Raw genomic sequence first — 21,973 nt, forward strand, 5'->3', positions numbered from 1 at the left:
CATCTGATGCTGTGGTACGCAGGTAGGCGTTTCCTCCAGATGATCCCGGTGTTTTTCGGCGCGACCTTCTTGATCTACTTCATGGTCTTCGCATTGCCTGGCGATCCGATTGCTGCGCTCTACGGAGATCGCCCACCGGCTCCCGGAGTGATCGAGCTGGTTCGAGCCGAGTACAACCTCGATAAGCCATTCATTGTTCAGTACCTCCTGTACATTGGTGGGCTGTTTCAGGGTGATCTCGGAACAACCTTCTCCGGCAGACCTGTGTTCGATGTCATGGCCCAAGCCTTTCCCATCACTGCCCGACTCGCGCTACTCGCGCTGGCTATCGAGGCCTTCTTTGGCATCATCGTCGGCCTAGTCGCTGGCCTCCGTAAGGGAAAGCTATTCGACGCATCCGCACTCGTCGTCAGCTTGCTGCTCATTTCGGTACCGACATTCGTCGTCGGCTTCGTGTTGCAGTACGTTTTCGGCATCCAACTCGGCTGGGCGAGAACCACTGTCAGCGGCGCCGCCCCGTGGGGCGAGCTACTCTTGCCGGCTATCGTGCTGGCATCAGTCTCCTTCGCCTACATCGTGCGGCTCACCCGCGCGAGTGTCGCCGAGAACCTCGGCGCGGACTTCGTGCGCACCGCCACCGCCAAGGGACTTTCTCGCCGTCGAGTGGTTTCGGTGCACGTGTTGCGCAACTCCCTCGTTCCGGTCGTCACCTATCTGGGAGTCGATATCGGCTCACTCATGGTCGGTGCAATCGTCACTGAAGGAATCTTCAACATCAACGGTGTTGGTGGAACCGTGTTCCGAGCAATCAGGTTGGGAGAGGGCCCCACGGTCGTCTCGTTCGTCGCAGTGATGGTCATCATCTTTGTGCTTGCCAACTTGCTCGTCGACTTACTCTATGCCGCGCTCGACCCAAGGATTCGTTATGCCAAGTAACAACATGGGCCGCCACCGGCCCGGTCAAGAACACTTCATCGCGTCACTTGCCGATACCCCGGTCGCAGAAATAGATCAGGTGGATGAAACCGGTAAAGCACGCAGCACGTGGACCGACGCGTGGGAATCGATGCGCCGTCGACCCACTTTTTGGATTTCAGCGAGTCTCATCTTCGTCATCGTGATCGTGGCAGTATTTCCCGGCCTGTTCGCAAGCACGGATCCCCGTGAGTGCTATTTGAAGTTCAGCAACGGAGACCCTCAAGCAGGCCACCCGCTTGGATTCAACCGTCAGGGTTGCGACGTGTATTCGCGCATCATTTTCGGCACACAGGCGTCAGTCACGATCGGGCTCTTGACGACGATCCTCGTGACACTAGTCGGTGGCATCATTGGAGCTCTCGCAGGCTTCTACGGCGGAATTCTCGACTCCCTCGTCTCGCGTGTCGGTGACGTATTCTTCGCCGTGCCTACCGTTCTCGGCGCAATTGTGCTCTTCTCCGTCATCTCGGTTCGCGATGCAGTCATAGTCTCTCTCGTACTCTCGTTGTTTGCTTGGCCTCAGATTGCGCGGATCATGCGTGGTGCGGTGCTCTCAGCTCGCAACTCGGACTATGTAACCGCATCCGCCGCTCTCGGAGTTTCGCGATTCAAGACGCTCATTCGCCACGTAATCCCGAACGCAATCGCTCCCGTCATCGTTGTCGCGACCGTGTCACTGGGCATCTTCATCGTGGCGGAGGCAACGCTCGGATTCCTCGGAATCGGGCTTCCGCCCACCGTGATGTCGTGGGGAAATGAGATCAACCAGGCTCAAGTCTCCGTTCGCACACATCCGCAAACGCTGCTGCTGCCGTCGGCCGCACTCTCGATAACGGTGCTTGCATTCTTGATGTTCGGCGACGTTGTTCGCGATGCCCTTGACCCGGAAGCGAGAGCACGCCGATGAGTAACCCACAAACAGTTCCCGTGACAGGACAGTCATCACACGAAGAGACCCCGCTGCTGAAGATTCGCGGACTCGAAGTTGGTTTTGAAACCCAGCGTGGAGTCGTAGCAGCGGTTCGCGGTATCGACCTCACGCTCTACCAGGGGCAGTCGCTCGCCATCGTAGGCGAATCCGGTTCGGGAAAATCCACTACAGCGCAAGCGGTGATTGGGCTACTGCCCGGAACAGGAAAAGTCGTCGGCGGTTCGATTGAGTTCGAAGGCAACGACCTCACCAAGTTCTCGGATTCCCAGTTCGCTGAGGTTCGCGGAAGCCAAATCGGTTACGTGCCTCAGGACCCGATGTCGAACCTAAACCCGGTGTGGAGCATCGGATTCCAAGTAGAAGAGGCCATCAAGGCCAACGGTGTCGCGCAGGGCAAAGAGGCGCGTCAGCGCACCATCGAGGTGCTCAACGAGGCAGGGCTCAGCGACGCCAGCGAACGCCTTAAGCAATTTCCGCACCAGTTTTCTGGTGGAATGCGCCAGCGGGTACTCATCGGCATTGGGCTTTCGGCTCGTCCGAAGCTACTGATCGCCGACGAGCCGACTTCAGCGCTCGATGTCACTGTGCAGCGTCAGATTCTTGACCACCTAGAGACGCTCACGCGTGACTACGGCACCTCGGTGCTGTTCATCACCCACGACCTCGGCCTTGCCGCTGAGCGTGCAGAGCAGCTCGTAGTTATGTACAAGGGCAAGGTTGTTGAGTCGGGTCCGTCCCGCACCATCCTTGAAGACCCGCAGCATCCGTACACCCAGCGTTTGGTCGCTGCAGCTCCGAGCCTTGCCTCGCGTCGTATCCAGTCGAAAAAGTCACATCAGAGTTCCGACAACGACCTGCATATCTTTGGTCAAGGCTCGCTCGATGACGCACTCATCGCGCGTGCTGCGAGTCGCGAAGCTGCTGCCACTTCAAACTTGATCACGGTGAAAAACATCACCAAGGTCTATGAGATCCGCAAGCAGGGGTTCCGCAAAGACAAGCTGTTGGCTGTCAATGACATCTCGTTCGGTGTCAAGAAAGGCACGACCACCGCTCTCGTTGGCGAGTCCGGTTCGGGCAAGTCGACGGTGGCGAAGCTGATTTTGCAATTGGAGCCGCTCACGAGCGGAAGCATCGAGTTCGACGGTGTTGACCTTGCGGGGATCAAGGGCGACGAACTCTTGAAGTTCCGCCGTCGAGTTCAGCCGGTGTTCCAGGACCCGTACGGTTCGCTAGACCCGCAATACAGCGTTGGCAACACGATCGCTGAGCCGCTGCTCGCGCATCGCATGGGCACACCGAAGGAGCGCTTCAACCGGGTTAGTGAACTGCTTGACCAGGTGTCGTTGCCGCAGGCAACCCGTCACCGGTACCCCGGTGAGCTTTCAGGCGGCCAGCGTCAGCGCGTCGCGATCGCGCGTGCGCTAGCGCTCAAGCCAGATGTGCTCATTCTCGATGAAGCGGTGTCGGCGCTCGATGTGCTGGTTCAGGGCCAGGTGCTGAACCTGCTCACTGAGCTGCAAACCGAGCTCGACCTCACCTACCTGTTCATCACGCACGACCTCGCGGTCGTGCGATTGGTGGCAGACAACGTGTGCGTCATGCAGGGTGGTCGCATCGTTGAGGCGGCGACCACCGACGAAGTGTTCGAGAACTCGAGCAATCCGTACACGCAAGAACTGCTCGAAGCGATTCCGGGCGCCAACATCAAACTGGGCGCCTAGTTCATTAGCAGAGAAGGACCGTTCCCCGTGGAGCGGCCCTTCTCGCTTAGAATCGATACAAGCGTGCCACCGTGCATTGCGTGATCGTATGCAGGAGGTTCAGTGAGCGCCACACGAATCATGGCGACCATTGCGGTTGCTGCCAGTGCAGCTCTAGTGCTCACCGCGTGTATACCCCAGCAATCGACAACGATTGACGGTTCAGAACTGACCGTTGCGGTCACCCAACCCTACACATCGGGCAATCCGGTGACCTCTTACGGCGTGAGCGAAACCAATGCGAACATCGCGTACGCAACCGGCACAGGATTCAATTACTTTAACGACAAGTCTGAGCTGGTGCGCGATGAGTCTTTTGGGCACTACGAGAAGGTCTCAGATAACCGCCTCGCGGTGACCTACACAGTGTCAGACGGCGTGCGCTGGTCAGACGGGACCGCCGTCGATGCCGTCGACCTTCTCCTGGAATGGGCCGCGACATCCGGAGCACTCAACACTCCTGATGCCGACGCCGCGAGCACTGTCGACCCCGAGACTGGTGCGCCCCTTGACCGCGCCGACGCGCGCGTCTTGTTTGACGCCACTGCAACAGGAAACACCGGCATCGATCTCGTCACAGAGCTGCCGCAGATTAGCGACGATCGCATGTCGCTCACCCTCGTCTTTGATGAGCCATTCGCTGATTGGGAGACAGCGTTCTTCGGCGCTGGTTCTGCGGCGAAGCCTGCACACGTCGTCGGCATGATGTCATTCGCCAGCGATGATGCGCTCACTGCCAAAGAGCGGGTGTATGCGGCCATCACGAACGGCGACGAAACTGATCTCGCCACGATTGCGCGCACCTGGAATACCGTCTTCAACTTTCAAGGGATGCCCGTAAACGCGAGCCTCGTTGTCTCGAACGGGCCCTACGTCGTTTCTGGTTTCGTAGCTAACCAGTACGTGACGCTGCGCGCCAACGAGAACTATGGCGGAGAGCGTCAGCCCACCTTTCAAGAGATCACCGTTCGCTTCATGAGCGACCCGCTCGCGCAGGCCCAAGCACTGCTCGTCGGTGTCGTACAGATTGCAGTCCCCGAAATGGGTACCGAAGTTAGGGGGGCACTCGAAACCATGGATGCCACCGTAATTGATGGCACGACCGATAGTTTCGAACACCTCGATCTTCAATTCGCAGAATCCAAGAACGGCACATTCGACGACCCTCTTGTTCGCGAGGCGTTTCTCCTGACAGTGCCGCGCAGAGAGCTGGTCTCTGCCGCTCTTGCCGATCTTCAGCCGCGCGCCACGAATCGTGATTCGTTTCTCTTCGCGCCTAACGATCCTGACTACCGCAGCGTGCGCTCGAGCAACGGCTCAAGCCAGTTCGCTGAGATAGATATCACCAGAGCCAAGGAACTCTTGGTCGAAGCCGGTGTGAAGAAGCCAGCAGTCTGTGTTCTTTACGCCGCTGATGACCCCATGCGTGCAACCGAGTTCGAACTGATCAAAGAATCTGCGGCATCCGCTGGCTTCGTTGTAAGCGACTGCTCTACCGAGGATTGGCGTGCGACACTCGGCACACCCGGCGCCTATGACGCAGCACTATTCAGTTGGCAGTCGACGCGACCGGGAGTCGGAATTGCTCCTGCGGTGTTCGGCACCGACGGTTTCGCAAATCTCAACTACTTCTCAGACTCCACGGTCGACGCCCGCCTCAGCGACGCCAGTTCAGTCATGGTCGATGGTGAGGCCCAAGCCGATTTGTTGGCAGAAGCGGATGCCGAACTCTGGAAGAACCGCTACGGACTGCCGCTATTTCAGCATCCTGCAACCGCAGCTTTCGACCAAGACCAGGTGTCTAACATCTCGCTTTCGTCGCTGAATCCAGGCATCTGGTGGAACGTTTGGGAGTGGCAACCGTAGCTATTCGAGTGCGCTCAGGGCATAGTCGGCGATAAATCTTGTCAAACAGGGTAAACTGGTGGAGCAGGATACTCTGAACGATCTTCTGCGCCCTCCCATGATCTTTACCCGGTGGCATTTGGCCGCCGATCTGCTGCCGAAATTTTCTGCGCAGCGTCTGCGGTGAGAGACCGCACAGCCTCCAATGAATTAAGGAATATTGCTATGGCTATGGCCACTCGCAGCGACTTGCGCAACGTAGCGATCGTTGCCCACGTTGACCACGGAAAGACCACCCTCGTTGACGCGATGCTTCGCCAGACGAACTCGTTCGAAGCGCACGCGCACCTCGAAGAGCGCGCCATGGACTCTAACGAGCTCGAGCGCGAAAAGGGAATCACGATTCTCGCGAAGAACACCGCGATTTCGTACAACGGCAAGTACGCCGCTGACAGCCCCATCACGATCAACGTTATTGACACCCCCGGCCACGCTGACTTCGGTGGCGAGGTTGAGCGTGGACTCAGCATGGTTGACGGCGTAGTTCTGCTCGTTGACGCCAGTGAGGGTCCGCTGCCGCAGACCCGCTTCGTTCTCCGTAAGGCGCTTGAAGCCAAGCTTCCCGTCATCCTGTTGGTCAACAAGACCGACCGTCCGGATGCGCGCATCGATGAAGTTGTTGCCGAAAGCCAAGACCTGCTCTTGGGGCTCGCAAGCGACATGGCAGACGATGTTCCCGACCTTGACCTCGACGCCATCCTTGACGTTCCCGTTGTTTACGCATCGGGCCGCAATGGCGCTGCAAGCTGGAACAAGCCCGAGAACGGAACGTTGCCAGACAACGAAGACCTCGAGCCGCTGTTCGACGCTATCCTCAAGCACGTTCCCGCGCCGTCGTACGATGACGAGCACCCCCTTCAGGCTTGGGTTACCAACCTTGACTCCTCGCCGTTCCTCGGCCGCCTCGCTCTGCTGCGCGTCTTCAACGGAACTATCAAAAAGGGTCAGACCGTTGCCTGGGTCAAGCACGACGGAAGCGTCGCCAACGTGCGCGTAACCGAGCTCATGATCACCAAGGCACTCGACCGCTACCCCGCCGAGAGTGCGGGCCCCGGTGACATCGTCGCTGTCGCCGGCTTCGAAGACATCTTCATTGGTGAAACCCTTTGTGACCCCAACGACGTTCGCCCGTTGCCGACCATCACGGTTGACGACCCCGCCATCTCGATGACAATTGGTACCAACACCTCGCCGGTAATCGGCAAGGTCAAGGGCCACAAGCTCACTGCGCGCATGGTCAAGGATCGTCTCGATCGCGAACTCGTCGGTAACGTTTCGTTGAAACTTGTCGATGTCGGTCGCCCCGACGCCTGGGAGGTTCAGGGTCGTGGAGAGCTCGCGCTCGCCATCCTCGTTGAGCAGATGCGTCGTGAAGGCTTCGAGCTGACTGTCGGCAAGCCGCAGGTAGTAATCAAGAAGATCGACGGCAAAGTTCACGAGCCTTTCGAGAACCTCACGATTGACGCTCCCGAAGAATACTTGGGCGCCATCACTCAGCTCCTCGCTGGCCGCAAGGGCCGCATGGGGGGCATGAGCAATCACGGCACAGGCTGGGTTCGCATGGAATTCATCGTTCCTTCGCGTGGACTCATTGGTTTCCGTACCGAGTTCATGACCATCACGCGCGGTGCCGGTATTGCGAACGCTGTATCTCACGGTTACGAGCCGTGGGCTGGCGAAATCCTCACCCGCGTTAACGGTTCGATCGTTGCCGACCGTTCCGGTGCCGCTACTCCGTTTGCCATGGTTGCGCTCCAAGAGCGCATGTCGTTCTTCGTTGAGCCCACTCAAGAGGTTTACGAAGGCATGGTTGTTGGCGAGAACTCTCGCGCCGACGACATGGACGTCAACATCACCAAGGAAAAGCAGCTCACCAACATGCGCCAGTCGACCTCGGACTCGTTCGAGCGTATGACTCCGTCGCGCAAGCTGACGTTGGAAGAGTGCCTCGAGTTCGCTCGCGAAGACGAGTGCGTTGAAGTAACGCCCGAGTTCGTGCGAATCCGCAAGGTTGAGCTCGACTCGAATGCTCGCGCACGCCAGACCTCGCGTCTCAAGAAGCAGAACGCATAACCCAAACCTTCTGGGGCTGGCGAGGAATCGTTAGCCTTTCGGGAGTACGATGCAGCTACGGTCACTGAGGCCGTGGCTGCATTGTTCGTTAACGCACGGCGCCGTTAACGCACAGTGCTGTTTACGCACAGTGCACTAACGCCGGCGACAGCTATGGCCTACCGACACAGCCATGGCCTACCGACAGCGACGCCCAAGATCACGAGCATCAGGAGAGTAGTCATGATTAGCCCGAAACGACGCATTAGTGCAGCCATAGCGATTGTTCTTGCCGTGGGTATCACTCCAGCGCTGTCTGGATGCTTCGGCAACCCCCTAGAGAACATCGTTGAGCAGGCGACTGGCGGCCAGGTCAGCTTGGGCGGAAACGAGATCCCTGAGGGCTTCCCGAGCGAGGTGCCTGTTGTCTCCGGTGAGGTGCAATTTGGTATCGCTGCGGGCGAAGGCGAGAGCCGCGGCTATAACGTCACAATTTTGGTCGGCGCTGAGTCGCCGCTCGACGGTATAGAGACTGAGCTTGCGGATGCTGGCTTTGAGCTTCAACTGCAGGGGAGCGGTGCCGACGGTGAGGGCACGGTCATCTTCACGAGTGACACGTGGGTCGGTGGAGTTATCGTCGCGAAGACAGACGACGGTTACACGGCGAATTACACGGTGGCGCCTGCAGGAACCTAGCGGCCAGCGGACCGGCAACGGGCAGGCAGTGGCGCAACGCTAGCGAGCGACTCAGGCTAGCGAGCGAATCACGCTAGCGAGCGAATTAGGCGAGGTCGAACATCCCCGCGCCTACGAAGCTTGATGACGTCGCGCCCGGAGGCACTGCAAAGGCTGCCGAGCCAACGTAGCGCACGTATTCGTTCATGAGATCGTTGCGCGAGAGTGCGAGCTGAATCGGCACAAACTGGGTGCCGGGGTCACGCTGAAAGCTGATGAAGAACAGCCCAGCGTTGAGCCGGCCGAGGTCGTCGTTGCCGTCAACAAAGTTGTAGCCGCGGCGCAAGATTTGCACACCATCGTGAGTGTCAGGATGTGCCAACTTCACGTGCGAACTCTCATCGATGAGCGGCGCATCATCACGACCGGTTTGGCTGAAGTCGGGATCGGTGAACTCGCTTCCGCCACTGAGCGGTGCACCTTCACCCTTGGTGCGGCCGAAGATTGTCTCCTGTTCGCGCAGAGACGTGCGATCCCAGGTTTCGACGGTCATGCGAATCTTGCGGCTCACGAGGTACGAGCCCCCGATCATCCACGAGGCGCCATCGCCGGCCGCGGCCCAAACATGCTCGTTGACGCCCGTCGTGTCTTCAGCACGCAAGTTTGCTGTGCCGTCTTTGAACCCAAACAGGTTGCGCGGGGTCTTTTGGGCTCTCGTTGTCGATGACGTGCGGCCAAAGCCCAGTTGCGACCAGCGCAGGGTGGCGCGGCCGAATGCGATGCGTGAGAGGTTGCGGATGGCGTGCACAGCCACCTGCGGGTCGTCGCTGCACGCCTGGATGCAGAGGTCCCCGCCGACTAGTTCGGGCTGCAACACGTCGCTGGGAAACTTGGGCAGGTCGATGAGTGCCGAGGGGCGTTTGCTGGCGAGCCCAAACCTGTCGTCAAACAGGCTTGGGCCGAAACCAAAGGTGATCGTGAGGCCACCGGGCGGAAGGTCGAGCGCTTCACCCGTGTCATCCGGCGGAGCGTCGTAGGGGCCGCCTGCTGGACCGTAGTTTCCTGCAGCGTCGCCAGCGGTCATGCGCGCTGCGGCGTAGCTCCAATCCTGCAACAGCTCGATCAACTCATTGCGCGAGATGTCATTGACGTCGAAAGCCGCAAAGTGCAGCCGGTCTTGAGCGGGAGTGATGATGCCTGACTGGTGGTCGCCGAAGAACGGGTACGTCGATGCCACTGCGTTGTTGGTGGATGTCGAACCGCCGCCGAAAGCGAAAGTGCCGCCGACACCTAAACCGGCACCAACAACGCCAGCACCGGCCAGCCCGAAGAGGCCGCGCCGCGAGAGGCCGCTGGTTTCATCTTTCGACATAGCTAATCTTTCGAGAGTTGAGCCGGTTGCCTAGAGAACCAATACTGCGGTGAGGCGGGAGAGGGGTTCTGCCAGAGCGTTCACCTGGTCGGAGAAGGCGCGAATCTCTGAGGTAGAAAGCTCGCTGTAGAGACGGAAGCCGTCACCGACCTTCTGGGCGTCGAGCAACGTCTGTAGCTGCTCGAACTCAGAATCGAGCGTTGCAGCGAGATCGGCATCCTTCTCAACGAGGATGTCGCGAACGCCCTCATAGAGAACGCGTGCGCCATCGATGTTCGCTTGGAAATCCCAGAGGTCGGTGTGCGACCAGAATTCTTCTTCACCGGTCACTTTGCCGCTGGCAACCTCATCGAGCAGACCGATCGCGCCATTGGTTTGCTGATCGAGTGTGAACTCGAGGTCTTGCACGTTGCTGTACAACGTATTGGTGTCAGTGAGGAGCTGTGAGGCGAGCGATTCACGCGTGGACTGGTCATACGCTTCGAAGCCGGCTTCGGCATCCGCGGGCCAGAGGTCCTTCTCGATGGCGTGCCAGCCGGTCCACTCTTGACCGTCTTCGAGGTCAGCTTCACGAAGGTCCATGCGGGGGTCAAGATCACCAAACGACTCGGCGACGGTCTCCACGCGCTCCCAGAAGACGCGAGTCGGGGCATAAAGCTCACGTGCCGTTTCGTCGTCTCCGGCGATGTAGGCGTCGGCGAACTGCTCGGTGCCAACAACGAGGTTTTCGATCTGGTCTTTTACATAGCTCTTGTAGTTGGCGTTTGCGGCATCAACTTGCTCGCCAATGTCGCCGCTAAATGAAAGATCGGCTCCAGAGTCGGTGACGGTGAATGCGCTCTTGCCGACACCCTCGCCGATCATGCCTGGCTTGCAGACCGTGAAGTAGTCGCCGGGCTGAACGAGCACGACGAGGTCGCGACTGATGCCGGGGCCGATGTTTTCTGCTTCGCCAACTATGCGCAGACCATCGTCGGCGAGCAAGTAAAACTCGGTGACCTGTTCGCCGGAGTTGGTGACGGTGAACACAAGGTTTCCGCTGGGAGCTTCGCTTGCGCTGAGAGCGCAGTCGGTTGCGCTGCTGTCGACAGCGATGGTGTTGCTTGAGGCATCGCCAGTGTTATTGGCAACGCAGCCGGTGAGCGCGAGCGCAGCGACAGTTGCCGCCGCGGCGAATCCGTAGCGGGTGGGGCGGGTGGTCATCAGGCTCCTTGAGTGCTGAGGGATGCTGCAGGCGCAATGGTCTTGTCTGAGCGCTGATTGCCGCGAACGGTGCGAATAAAAACGGTCATGACAGCTCCGACGTAGCCGAGCCATACCCCGGCTTCGAGCCAGGTGGTCGCGGGGGAGAAGTTGAGGGTGCCCTTGAGAAGCGTTCCGTACCAGCTGTCTGGTGGGATCGCCGCGCTCACGTCGAAAGCGAGTGCGTGCAGCCCCGGCAGTACGCCAGCCTCTTGCAGGTCGTGCACGCCATAGGAGAGAACTCCGGCGGCAACGATGATGAGGATGGCGCCGGTCCAGGTGAAGAATCGCGTGAGGTTGATGCTCACAATTCCGCGGTAGATGAGGTAGCCGAGCAACACTGCGGCCGAGATGCCGAGCGCTGCGCCGGTGAGGGGGAGAGCTGTCGAACCGCTGGCTTGGACGGCAGCCCAAATAAAGAGTGCCGTCTCGATTCCTTCGCGACCGACTGCAAGGAACGCCACGAGAACGAGTCCCCACCCTGCACCGGTGAGGTGCGAGTCGACCTCGTTGCGCAGTTCGCGACCGAGACCGCGTGCGGCGCGGAGCATCCAGAAGATCATCCAGGTGACAAAAGCTGTGGCGACGATGGAGAGGATGCCGCCGATGAGTTCGCGCGCTTGGAAGGAAAGCCCGTAGGTGCCGAACGTGAGGCTCGCGCCGAGTGCGAGCGAAATAACGATTGCGAGTGCGACGCCAAGCCAAATGCGGGGGGAGTACGTCGCGGCGATCAATCTTGTGAACGTAAGCGATCAGAATGCCGACGACGAGCGCGGCTTCAAGGCCTTCGCGCAGGCCGATCAGGAAGTTTGCGAGCACTGGACTCTCTCGTTCATTCAACAATTAGGCAGGTAGGTAAGCCTAACCTAAGCAACCATATTTCGCTTACCTGTGCTTATTCTGTTACTGCAGAACAAATGGTGGAGGAACGGCAATGAAAGATCGCGCTCAGCGGGTCCTAGTCGTTGCCGCGCGCCCAGAAGATGGGGCTACGGTCTTCGGCGCCACCATCGCGACTCTTGTTCAACGAGGAACCGAACTTATCGTGCTCACGTGCAGTAACTCGCCGGGGGCAGAAGACGCTCACGCGGGGGTGCGGGAGATCTTAGGGATCACCGCGCATCACGTCTTGCGAGAAGATGACGGGCAGCAGTTCAGCACGCGCTCTGCGCGAGAACTTGCGGCCGATCTTGCCGCAGCTATTACCTCTCTCAAGCCGGATGTCGTCGTCAGCTACGCATCGTCCGCCAGCGGCAGCGACCACGAGTCTGAGGCGCGGCTAGTGCGTGAGGCTACGGCACTCGCAACCGAGCTCGCGGGTGTCCCCTTCTATGCGGCATCAGCGGTCCCGGTTGATCGGGGAGTTGCGGTCTCGTCAGCTACAGCTATTGCGTTCAAGCGTCGCGCTATGGAGATCTACAGCGATGAGGCTCCTGTTGGTGAGAGCGTTTCGACTCCAATTGAATACTTGCGTCGCCTTCGCCGTCGCGAAGTGGTGATCGGAGAGCGCAATCGCCTAGAGCGTGCTGTGCTCGCTCTTGTTGCGACTGCCGTTGGAGCACTTGTTGGGCTTGTCTTGACGGCGGTACACCAGTCGGCGATCACTCTCTTTGGTGCGCGAGTGCCGTGGGGGATTGTCGCGGCCGTTGCGCTGACGACGGCTCTCATCCTTGGTTTGCGCCTGATCTATGACACCAGGGTGGCGCCGGGCTTCGCCTCCCTTGGCGTTTTGCTGATGTCTGCTCTATTGGCGACTTCCACGCCGGGGGGAACGATTTTGATTCCCGGGAATGTGTCGGGTTACAGCTGGACCTTTGCGCCAGTGTTGATCGTCTTGCTGGTTGTTGGCTGGCCTCGGGTGAATCGTCAGGCTTCGCCGTCGAGCCGCGATAACATTGAGTTGAACTCTCCCGTGAAAGGTGCGGATATCTCTTGACGTACATCATCGCCCAGCCTTGTGTTGATCTAAAGGATCGCGCGTGTGTCGACGAATGCCCCGTCGATTGCATCTACGAGGGTGACCGTATGCTCTACATCCAGCCGGATGAGTGCGTCGATTGCGGCGCCTGCGAGCCGGTGTGTCCCGTTGAGGCCATTTACTACGAGGACGATACGCCCGATAAGTGGGCAGATTACTACAAGGTCAACGTCGAGTTCTTCAACCTCCTCGAGGACAGTTCGCCCGGTGGGGCCGCGAAGGTCGGCGTGATTCACAAGGATCACCCGCTCGTCGCTGCGCTTCCCGAGGGCGGCGGATCCTCAGACTGATGGTGCGCACGCCGTTGGCCCTGCCCGACTTTCCTTGGGATGCACTTGTTCCCTACGGCAAGATTGCGCGCACGCATCCCGACGGTTTCGTTGACCTCTCGGTCGGTTCGCCGGTAGACCCGACTCCTCACATCATCCGCGAGACGCTGGCGTCGGCTACGGATGCTCACGCGTACCCCACGACAACCGGCACCGTGCAGTTGCGCGAAGCGATTGTTGAGTGGTTTGACCGTCGCCGGGGTGTCCCTAGCCTGACGGTCAACAATGTTCTTCCGACGGTTGGCTCAAAAGAGCTGGTGGCACTGCTGCCGCTGCTCCTTGGCCTTGGCAAAGACGATGTGGTTGTGCATCCATCTGTTGCGTACCCCACGTATGCCATTGGTGCGGCGATGGTCGGCGCGACCGCCGTGGCATCGGATGACCCCGCCCAGTGGCCCGAGAACACCGCTCTGGTGTGGCTCAACAGCCCCGGTAATCCTGATGGCCGTGTCGCCGATGTAGAGCAGCTGCGGGCGGCCGTAGAGCGCGCACGCGAGCTGGGCGCGGTGATTGCCTCAGACGAGTGCTACGCCGAACTCAACTGGAACGGACCCGACCCCACGCCCTCAATTCTTGATCCTGCGGTGATCGGCACTGATCGGTCATCAGTGCTCGCGGTGTATTCACTCAGCAAGCAGTCGAATCTGGCGGGCTACCGCGCGGCCTTTGTTGCCGGATGCTCGGCTCTCATTTCTGAATTGCTGGCTGTGCGCAAGCATGCTGGACTCATCGTTCCCGGCCCTGTGCAAGAAGCCATGGTGACGGCGCTGCGTGATGAAGCCCATGTTGCGCACCAGCGCGAGCTGTACCGCGCGCGCCGAGCGAAGCTTCTTCCTGCCCTTGCGCGCGCCGGATTCCACATCGACGACAGTCTTGCCGGGCTCTACCTGTGGGCGACCAAAAATGAAGACTCGTGGCAGACGGTTGGCGATCTTGCCCATTCGGGCATCCTCGTTGTTCCCGGGTCGTTCTATGGCGAAGAGCCCGCACGACATGTGCGTATTGCGCTCACGGCAAGCGATGAGACTATTGCGGATGCCGTAGCCCGGCTCGAATTGCTGTCTTAAGTGCACTAACTCGCCAAGGCTTTGTCTTTGACCTCTAAACGCGGCGGAGATTGCTTGGCTGGTGTGACACTGGCCATTCAACCCTTGTAGGCTGTAGCGGTGAATGAAGCCCCTCAAGACCCAGAGAAGGCCACGCTCCATTACCCGGGCGGTGCTGCAGAGTTTCCCATCATCCGAGGGGTCGATGGTCACAACAGCATCGACATTTCCACCTTCATGAAGCAGACCGGATACACGGCGCTTGATCAAGGTTTCGTCAACACCGCTTCGACCCGTAGTGCAATCACCTACATCGATGGCGATCGTGGCATTCTGCGGTACCGCGGATACGCAATCGAAGATGTCGCGGCCAATTCCACCTACCTCGAAGTTGCGTGGTTGCTCATTTACGGTGAGATCCCCAGCGCCTCGCAGCTCGAGGAATTCGACGAGAAGATTCGCCGTCACACTCTGCTACACGAAGACCTTCGTCGCTTCTTTGACGCGCTTCCGCACAGCGCACACCCGATGTCTGTGCTGTCCAGCGCAGTTTCGGCGCTGTCGACGTACTACGAAGATTCGCATGACGTGCGCGACCCCGAGCACGTTGAGCTTTCGACCATCCGCCTGCTCGCTAAGTTGCCCGTGATTGCGGCCTACGCGCACAAGAAGTCCTTGGGCCAGGCGCTGCTCTACCCCGACAACTCGCTGAGCTTTGTCGACAACTTCTTGAAACTCAACTTTGGCAACATGGCCGAGGACTACGAGGTCAACCCTGTGCTGAGCAAGGCGCTCGATCGCCTGCTTATCTTGCACGAAGACCACGAGCAGAATGCATCCACCTCAACGGTGCGTCTCGTTGGCTCGACCGAAGCCAATATTTTTGCGTCAATCTCAGCCGGAATCAATGCTCTCTATGGCCCGCTTCACGGTGGCGCCAACGAGGCTGTGCTCAAAATGCTTGGCGAGATTCAGCAGTCGGGCGAAGGCGTTCAGAAGTTCGTTGAACGTGTGAAGCGCAAAGAAGAAGGCGTGCGCCTGATGGGCTTCGGCCACCGCGTATACAAGAGCTTCGACCCACGTGCACGTCTTGTCAAAGAGAGTGCGGATGAGGTGCTCGCCGACCTCGGTGTGAGTGACCCGCTGCTCGACATCGCTCGCGAGCTCGAAGAAGTTGCCCTCGCGGATGACTACTTCATCTCGCGCAAGCTGTACCCCAACGTCGACTTCTACACTGGAGTCATCTACAAGGCGATGGGCTTCCCGCCGCGCATGTTCACCGTGCTGTTCGCGATTGGCCGACTTCCCGGTTGGATCGCCAACTGGCGCGAGATGAACGAAGACCCCAACACCAAGATCGGTCGCCCGCAGCAGTTGTACACGGGGCCCGAAACACGCGCCTGGCCTCAGCGCTAGAGACGAGACTGCGCGTCAGTCGAAGTGCGTTATCGCACACGGCTTTCACAACTAAGAACGGCCGGCACCCCCTCGGGCGCCGGCCGTTCTGTTGTTTCTTGCTTGTGTTCGAGTCGACTACGCGTGAAGCGCCGTGTTGAGCACCACTCCGCTGCCGCTGCGAGGTAAGACCTCGACGGCGCCGGTGAGTGAGTTGCGGCGGAACAGCAGTCCGTTCACACCGCTCACATCAACAGCCTTCACAGTGCGCGGTGTGGCTGAGCCATCGATGATCGTGACCTTGGTGCCGGCGGTGACATACAGTCCAGCTTCAACAACCGAATCGTCGCCGATCGCGATGCCAATTCCTGAGTTGGCGCCGAGAAGGGCGCGGGCGCCGATTGAGACACGTTCGGTTCCACCACCGCTGAGGGTGCCCATAATGGATGCTCCGCCACCGATATCGGCACCGTCACCGACAACGACGCCCTGAGAGATGCGGCCTTCGACCATCGAGCTGCCGAGCGTGCCGGCGTTAAAGTTGACGAAACCCTCGTGCATCACTGTCGTGCCGGGGGAGAGGTAGGCGCCGAGGCGCACGCGGGAGGCATCCGCGATACGCACGCGCTCTGGCACGACGTAGTCGAGCATGCGGGGGAACTTGTCGATGCCGGTTATAGCAATGCCAGCGCGTTGCAGTGAGACCCGAAGCTCGGCATAGTCGCTGGGGTGCACGGCGCCGGCGTTGGTCCACACCACGATGGGCAAGGCGCCGAAGAGGCCGTCAAGGTTGATGCTGTTGGGCTCGACGAGCAGGTGGCTGAGCAGGTGAAGCCGCAAGTAGGCGTCTGCGGTGGCCTGCGGTGCGGCATCCAAATCGATCTCAATAGTGACAAATTCGGTGGTCACCCGGCGGCGGTCATCAGCGCCCAAGTGCTGCTCGAGGTTTGCTGGTGTGTAGTGCGGGTCGGTGCCCTCGGGAATGGATCCCAGGTGCGGGGCGGGGAACCACACGTCAAGTGTTGTTCCGTCGCCGGCGATTGTTGCGAGTCCGTATCCCCATGCTGTGCGCGAAGTCATGCCTCCAGATTACTTACACTGGGTGCATGCCTGTGACCGATCCGACCGTTCCCGTGCTCGATCTGGGCGCCTCGAGCCCCGACCTCACTCGCCAGTTGTGCGACATCGAGTCTGTCTCGGGAAATGAACAGCGCATCGCGGATGCTGTCGAGACCGCGCTCAGCGCCTTCGATCACCTTGAGGTGATTCGGGATGCGGATGCCGTGGTCGCCCGCACGAATGCTGGTAAGCCACAGCGTGTCGTGATCGCCGGTCACCTTGACACGGTTCCCGTGAACGCGAACCTGCCAACCACCCTCGAGATGATCGATGGTGAAGAGCACCTCGTTGGTCGCGGCACTGTCGATATGAAGGGTGGCGTCGCTGTCGCGCTCAAACTCGCGGCCGAACTCACCGACCCTGCAATCGACGTGACCTGGATTTTCTACGACCACGAAGAAGTCGCTGCTGAGCTCAACGGACTTGGCCGACTCGCACGCAACCGACCCGACCTTATGGCAGGCGACTTTGCGATTATCGGCGAACCATCGAACGCTACCGTCGAGGGCGGCTGCAACGGCACGGCGCGCATCGACATCCAGCTGACGGGTCTGCGTGCGCACTCCGCGCGCGCCTGGATGGGGGAGAACGCGATTCACGCCGCGGCGCCCGTGCTAGCCATCCTGGCGGCCTACGAGCCTGAACGGCATGAAGTCGATGGTCTCGTGTATCGCGAGGGCCTCAATGCCGTTGGCATAACCGGTGGTGTTGCCGGCAACGTGATTCCGGATGCCGCAACCGTCACCGTGAACTTCCGCTTCGCCCCCGACCGCAGCACTGAGCAAGCAATCCAACACCTGCGGGAGGTCTTCGCCGGGTTTGAATTCGAGGTCACCGACCTCGCCAGCGGGGCACGCCCCGGACTGGATGCGCCGATCGCGCGCGACTTCCTCGCGGCCGTGGGAGGCACCCCCGCCCCCAAGTATGGCTGGACCGACGTTGCTCGCTTCTCTGAACTCGGCGTGCCAGCAGTGAACTACGGACCGGGCAACCCGTTGCGCGCCCACGCCGATGACGAGCGCGTAGCGACAAATGAGATTGTGGCCTGCGAGCAAGGGCTGAGAGCGTGGCTGACGGCTCGCTAGCCTCCGGGTTGCGCCGCGCAACAACTGCGGTGCTCGCTCCCGAGCGATGGTGGATTGCGGTCATTGCAATCTTTGCGGCCTCACGGGTCGTGACGACGTCAATTCTCTTGGCATTCGCATCCGTTCAGGGCAGCAATGCCTGGACTGGGCCCAAGCCCGACTACTTCTCGTTCGCCAAGATTTGGGACGGTCACTGGTACTACATCATCGCGCTCGCGGGGTATCCGAGCGAGTTGCCGCTGGATGAGGCCGGTCACGTCGCCGAGAACGCTTGGGCGTTCATGCCGGGATATCCAGCCGTTGTGCGCTTTGTCATGACGCTGACGACGCTCGACTTCGCCTTCGCCGCGGTGGTCGTCTCGGTAGGTTTCGCGCTCGGTGCAGCGCTGGTGTTCTACCGCTTGATGAATCGCGTGCTCCCCTCGAGCTCGGCACTATTCGCCGTTGCGATCTTCTGCTTCGCGCCGCTTTCGCCCATTCTGCAAGTGGCATATGCCGAATCAATGGCATTGTTCTTGCTCATACTGGCCCTCTACTGGCTGATGAAGCACCAATATTGGATGCTGCTGCCAGTGATCGCGGTGATGTCACTGACCCGGCCGAGTGGTCTCGCATTCGCGCTCGCGATGGGATTGCACGTCGTCTATCGCTGGTGGGTTCGTGACCGTGATGGTTTCCCTCGCGGCGAGGTTGTTGCCGCGATCTCGGCAACGATGTTCAGCCTGCTGATGGGGTTCGCGTGGTTGCTGATCGCGGCAGCGGTTACCGGATCCTTGACGGCTTATACCGACACTGAATTGGCGTGGCGTGCGCCCTATATCGGCCACGTCGAGCTTGTGCCGTTCACTGCGTGGTTTCAGGCGGCCGGATTCTGGCAACTGTGGTGGAATATTCCGCAGTGGGTGCTGTCTGGCGTGCTGGTCGTGGCCGTGCTGGGATTCTTTGGCTTCTTGTTCTCCAGGCCAGCCCGGCGTTTAGGCGTCGACCTGCGCTTGTGGATGCTGAGCTACTCGCTCTACATCTTGGCCGTGTTCTTTCCGCAATCGAGCACCTTCCGCCTGCTCATGCCGATGTTCCCTATCGCTGGAGTGTTCGCTCAGCCGAAGTCGCCGACGTACCGAATTCTTCTCTTACTCGCCTGTGTTGCCGGTCAGGTGGGGTGGGTCCACATTGCTTGGTGGGTGGACAACTACGACTGGTCACCACCATAAACTGACGAGTTCTCCATAGTTACTCCGCTGGGGTTTCAGTATCGGCGACTTTTACGGGATAATAGAAGCAAGTACCAATGAAAGGGGACTAGCTATGGCAGCCATGAAGCCGAGGACCGGTGACGGGCCGATGGAGGCTGTCAAAGAGGGTCGACTCATTATCGTTCGAGTACCTCTCGAAGGCGGCGGCCGTCTCGTTGTATCTGTCAACGATGACGAAGCAAAAGAACTGCACGACGCACTTGCGGGTGTTGTAGCTCCCGTTTAGTGGGCTCCACCCAGCGTTAGTGAACTCGCGGCTGATTCCGCAAGTCTTCACGCTGCATCACGATTCAACGAAAGCGCCAACCGCATCCCGGTTGGCGCTTTCGTCTGTGCCCTGATGGTCTAGTGGTGCATCGAACGAGGCGCTCTATTCCGATTCTTGCTTAGCAAGCCACGCTGCAAGATGCACCGCGGTTGCGCCCGTGCCCGTCGCGATGCTGTGGGGGGTTCCGACGGCGACCACTTGCCCGCCGGCGTCACCGCCGCTTGGCCCGAGATCGATAACCCAGTCGCTCGCTGTGATTGCTGCTTGATCGTGTTCCACGAGTACGACGGTATTGCCTGCGTCGACAAGCCGCTGCAACTGCTCGAGTAGCAACCGAACATCGGAGGGGTGCAGGCCAGATGTAGGTTCATCGAGCAGGAAGAGTGCGTGCCCGCGGTGGGCACGTTGCAGCTCGGTAGCCAACTTAATGCGTTGTGCCTCACCTCCGCTGAGCTCGGTGGCAGGCTGGCCGAGCCGAAGGTAGCCGAGCCCGACGTCGCGAAGCGTTTCCAGACTCCGTGAGGCCGACGGTACGTCAGCAAAGAACGTTGCTGCAGCGTCAACGGTCATCTTCAGTACTGCGGCAATCGACTCGCCTCGATAATTCACTTCGAGAGTCTCGGCGTTGTAGCGCGCTCCGTGACACGTGTGACAAGGAGCGTAGGTGCCGGGCAGGAATAGCAGCTCGACGGAGACAAACCCTTCACCTTGACAGGTCTCGCAGCGCCCACCAACGACGTTGAATGAGAAACGGCTGGCGCTGTACCCGCGGGCCTTCGACTCGTCTGTTGCAGCGAATAGTTTGCGGACGACATCGAACATTCCGGTATAGGTGGCGAGATTGGAGCGCGGAGTGCGTCCGATCGGTCGCTGGTCGACGAGCACGAGTCGATCGAACGATTCGACTCCCGCTGCGTCATCCACTTCCACGTGAAGCTCAGCCTCATCCGAATCATCCGGTGTCGTGCCGAGATGTTGGCGCACGACAGTGGCGAGTACCTGGGTGACGAGGGTCGACTTTCCGGATCCTGAAACCCCGGTTACCGCAGTCAGGACGCCGAGGGGAAAGTCGACTGAGACATCGCGAAGGTTGTGGAGGGATGCACCGCTCAGTCGTAGCCACGAATCTGGAGTTCGGATCTCGCGGGTGGCAGCCGCAGCGCTGGGGAAGAGGTACTGGCCCGTGATTGACTCCGTCACTGCTCTGAGCCCGTCAACGGGGCCAGAATAAACAAGCTGCCCACCGCCTTCACCCGCGCCGGGGCCGACGTCGACAACCCAATCAGCTCGACGGATGACATCAAGATCGTGTTCGACGACGAAGAGTGAATTGCCCGACGCTTTCAGCCGATCCAGAACATCGAGTAGTGGTTGCGCGTCGGCAGGATGCAGCCCCGCCGATGGCTCGTCGAGAACGTAGATGACGCCGAAGAGGCCCGAACGCAATTGAGTCGCGATGCGCAATCTTTGCGATTCGCCAGGCGAGAGCGTTGTGGAGTTTCGGCCCAGGCTCAGGTAGCCGAGGCCGAGATCAAGGAGCACTTCGACGCGTGCAATCACATCGGTTCCGATGCGTTGCGCAACCTCGTTGCTTTCCTGTGGGGCGGCCCCGCCGCTTGCGCTCGGCGTTTGCATTCCGAGCCGCAGTCGCACTGCGAGGTCCGCCAACGGCACTGCGTTCATTTCAGCAATAGTGAGATCAGCGAACGTAACCGAACGTGCGTCAGGCTGGAGCCCACTTCCTGCGCAGTCGGGGCAGGACATGCTCTGCACGAAGCGCAAGGCTCGGTCGCGCATCCGCTGGCTCTGTGATTGTGAGAGCACGTTCATGACGTGTTTGCGTGCGCTCCAGAACTTGCCGTAGTAGCCGAAATCAACACGATCGCGTTCTGGCTTCACCAGTACGGAGGGCTGCTCTTCTGTGTACAGCAGCCAGTCTCTGTCGGCGCGGCTCAACGACCGCCACGGCTCCTCGATATCAATGCCGAGGCCGGTAACAATGCTTCGCAAATTTGCACCTTGCCATGCTCCGGGCCATGCGGCAATCGCGCCCTCACGGATGCTCAGTGAGGTGTCGGGAACGAGTAGATCTTCGGTGACGTCGTGCACGATGCCGAGACCGTGGCAGCGCGGACAGGCCCCGGCGACGGTATTTGGCGAGAACGCTTCGGCCGAGAGATGTTCGACACCCGGAGGATAGGTGCCCGCTCGGGAGTACAACATGCGGAGCAGGTTCGACAGCGTCGTGATTGTGCCGACGCTTGATCGCGAACTCGGGGCCCCTCGGCGTTGCTGCAGGGCGACGGCGGGGGGCAACCCCGAAATCTCGCCGACGTCGGGAGCGCCTACTTGGTTGAGTAGCCGTCGTGCGTAGGGCGCAACTGATTCGAAATAGCGTCGCTGGGCTTCCGCATAAAGCGTGCCGAAGGCGAGCGAAGATTTCCCTGAACCAGACACACCAGTGAAAACGACGAGGGAATCTCGGGGGATGTCGACGTCGATGTTTTTGAGGTTGTGCTCACGAGCACCCCGTACCTGAACCCAGCCATCCGAGTTGCGTAGTGTCATTCGTTTGACACTAC

The 21,973-nt window shown here is 59.9% G+C and carries 17 protein-coding genes and 1 pseudogene; 13 read left to right on the plus strand and 5 right to left on the minus strand.

Annotation, left to right across the window (positions count from 1 at the left end; genetic code table 11):
* Positions 1-6: 6 nt before the first annotated feature.
* From ABD112_RS13975 to ABD112_RS14000, 6 genes are all read left to right on the plus strand, one after another.
* A complete protein-coding gene (locus ABD112_RS13975) occupies positions 7-936 on the plus strand; it encodes an ABC transporter permease (protein ID WP_343926784.1) in 930 nt (309 codons plus the stop codon).
* Positions 926-1,885: an ABC transporter permease gene (locus ABD112_RS13980; protein ID WP_343926785.1), complete on the plus strand. Its 960-nt coding sequence runs from the start codon at positions 926-928 to the stop codon at positions 1,883-1,885. The genes ABD112_RS13975 and ABD112_RS13980 overlap by 11 nt, the downstream gene beginning before the upstream one ends.
* Entirely contained in the window at positions 1,882-3,633 is a 1,752-nt protein-coding gene (locus ABD112_RS13985; protein ID WP_343926786.1) for a dipeptide ABC transporter ATP-binding protein, read from the plus strand. The genes ABD112_RS13980 and ABD112_RS13985 overlap by 4 nt, the downstream gene beginning before the upstream one ends.
* 102 nt (positions 3,634-3,735) lie before the next feature.
* Positions 3,736-5,538, plus strand: a complete 1,803-nt coding sequence (locus tag ABD112_RS13990; RefSeq protein ID WP_343926787.1) for an ABC transporter family substrate-binding protein — start codon at positions 3,736-3,738, stop codon at positions 5,536-5,538.
* A 204-nt stretch (positions 5,539-5,742) separates the two neighbouring features.
* Positions 5,743-7,650 (plus strand): translational GTPase TypA, encoded by a 1,908-nt coding sequence (typA, locus tag ABD112_RS13995; RefSeq protein WP_343926788.1) that lies wholly within the window; start codon positions 5,743-5,745, stop codon positions 7,648-7,650.
* Positions 7,651-7,872: 222 nt separating this feature from the next.
* Positions 7,873-8,325 carry a hypothetical protein gene (locus ABD112_RS14000; protein WP_343926789.1) on the plus strand — a complete coding sequence of 151 codons (453 nt, stop codon included), beginning with the start codon at positions 7,873-7,875 and terminating at the stop codon, positions 8,323-8,325.
* An 85-nt stretch (positions 8,326-8,410) separates the two neighbouring features.
* Here ABD112_RS14000 and efeB read toward each other — a convergent pair whose 3' ends face one another.
* From efeB to efeU, 3 genes and pseudogenes are all read right to left on the minus strand, one after another.
* Complete coding sequence (gene efeB / locus ABD112_RS14005; RefSeq protein WP_343926790.1) at positions 8,411-9,676, minus strand: iron uptake transporter deferrochelatase/peroxidase subunit; 1,266 nt, start codon at positions 9,674-9,676, stop codon at positions 8,411-8,413.
* Positions 9,677-9,706: 30 nt separating this feature from the next.
* Positions 9,707-10,879 (minus strand): iron uptake system protein EfeO, encoded by a 1,173-nt coding sequence (gene efeO / locus ABD112_RS14010; RefSeq protein WP_343926791.1) that lies wholly within the window; start codon positions 10,877-10,879, stop codon positions 9,707-9,709.
* A pseudogene (efeU, locus tag ABD112_RS14015) lies at positions 10,879-11,737 on the minus strand (iron uptake transporter permease EfeU). The gene efeO and the pseudogene efeU overlap by 1 nt, the downstream one beginning before the upstream one ends.
* 115 nt (positions 11,738-11,852) lie before the next feature.
* On the opposite strand from efeU, the gene ABD112_RS14020 reads away from it, so the two are divergent.
* From ABD112_RS14020 to ABD112_RS14035, 4 genes are all read left to right on the plus strand, one after another.
* Complete coding sequence (locus tag ABD112_RS14020) at positions 11,853-12,854, plus strand: PIG-L family deacetylase (RefSeq protein WP_343926792.1); 1,002 nt, start codon at positions 11,853-11,855, stop codon at positions 12,852-12,854.
* A complete protein-coding gene (gene fdxA / locus ABD112_RS14025; protein ID WP_343926793.1) occupies positions 12,851-13,186 on the plus strand; it encodes a ferredoxin in 336 nt (111 codons plus the stop codon). The genes ABD112_RS14020 and fdxA overlap by 4 nt, the downstream gene beginning before the upstream one ends.
* Positions 13,186-14,292: a succinyldiaminopimelate transaminase gene (dapC, locus tag ABD112_RS14030; protein ID WP_343926794.1), complete on the plus strand. Its 1,107-nt coding sequence runs from the start codon at positions 13,186-13,188 to the stop codon at positions 14,290-14,292. Before fdxA ends, dapC begins: the two co-directional genes overlap by 1 nt.
* A 99-nt stretch (positions 14,293-14,391) precedes the next feature.
* Positions 14,392-15,687 carry a citrate synthase gene (locus tag ABD112_RS14035; protein WP_343926795.1) on the plus strand — a complete coding sequence of 432 codons (1,296 nt, stop codon included), beginning with the start codon at positions 14,392-14,394 and terminating at the stop codon, positions 15,685-15,687.
* Positions 15,688-15,804: 117 nt separating this feature from the next.
* Here ABD112_RS14035 and dapD read toward each other — a convergent pair whose 3' ends face one another.
* Complete coding sequence (gene dapD / locus ABD112_RS14040; protein ID WP_343926796.1) at positions 15,805-16,746, minus strand: 2,3,4,5-tetrahydropyridine-2,6-dicarboxylate N-succinyltransferase; 942 nt, start codon at positions 16,744-16,746, stop codon at positions 15,805-15,807.
* 26 nt (positions 16,747-16,772) lie between these two features.
* Between dapD and dapE the strand changes: the two genes are divergently transcribed.
* The 3 genes from dapE to ABD112_RS14055 all read left to right on the plus strand — a co-directional run bounded on the left by dapE (position 16,773) and on the right by ABD112_RS14055 (position 19,349).
* Positions 16,773-17,870: a succinyl-diaminopimelate desuccinylase gene (gene dapE / locus ABD112_RS14045; protein ID WP_343926797.1), complete on the plus strand. Its 1,098-nt coding sequence runs from the start codon at positions 16,773-16,775 to the stop codon at positions 17,868-17,870.
* Positions 17,852-19,081, plus strand: a complete 1,230-nt coding sequence (locus ABD112_RS14050; RefSeq protein WP_343926798.1) for a hypothetical protein — start codon at positions 17,852-17,854, stop codon at positions 19,079-19,081. Before dapE ends, ABD112_RS14050 begins: the two co-directional genes overlap by 19 nt.
* Positions 19,082-19,175: 94 nt before the next feature.
* Positions 19,176-19,349: a DUF3117 domain-containing protein gene (locus tag ABD112_RS14055; protein ID WP_341952577.1), complete on the plus strand. Its 174-nt coding sequence runs from the start codon at positions 19,176-19,178 to the stop codon at positions 19,347-19,349.
* A 144-nt stretch (positions 19,350-19,493) separates the two neighbouring features.
* On the opposite strand, the gene uvrA is transcribed toward ABD112_RS14055, so the two are convergent.
* Positions 19,494-21,959 (minus strand): excinuclease ABC subunit UvrA, encoded by a 2,466-nt coding sequence (gene uvrA, locus ABD112_RS14060; protein WP_343926799.1) that lies wholly within the window; start codon positions 21,957-21,959, stop codon positions 19,494-19,496.
* Positions 21,960-21,973 lie beyond the last annotated feature (14 nt).

This window comes from Rhodoglobus aureus (assembly GCF_039527955.1).
GTDB classification, from domain to species: Bacteria; Actinomycetota; Actinomycetes; order Actinomycetales; family Microbacteriaceae; genus Rhodoglobus; species Rhodoglobus aureus.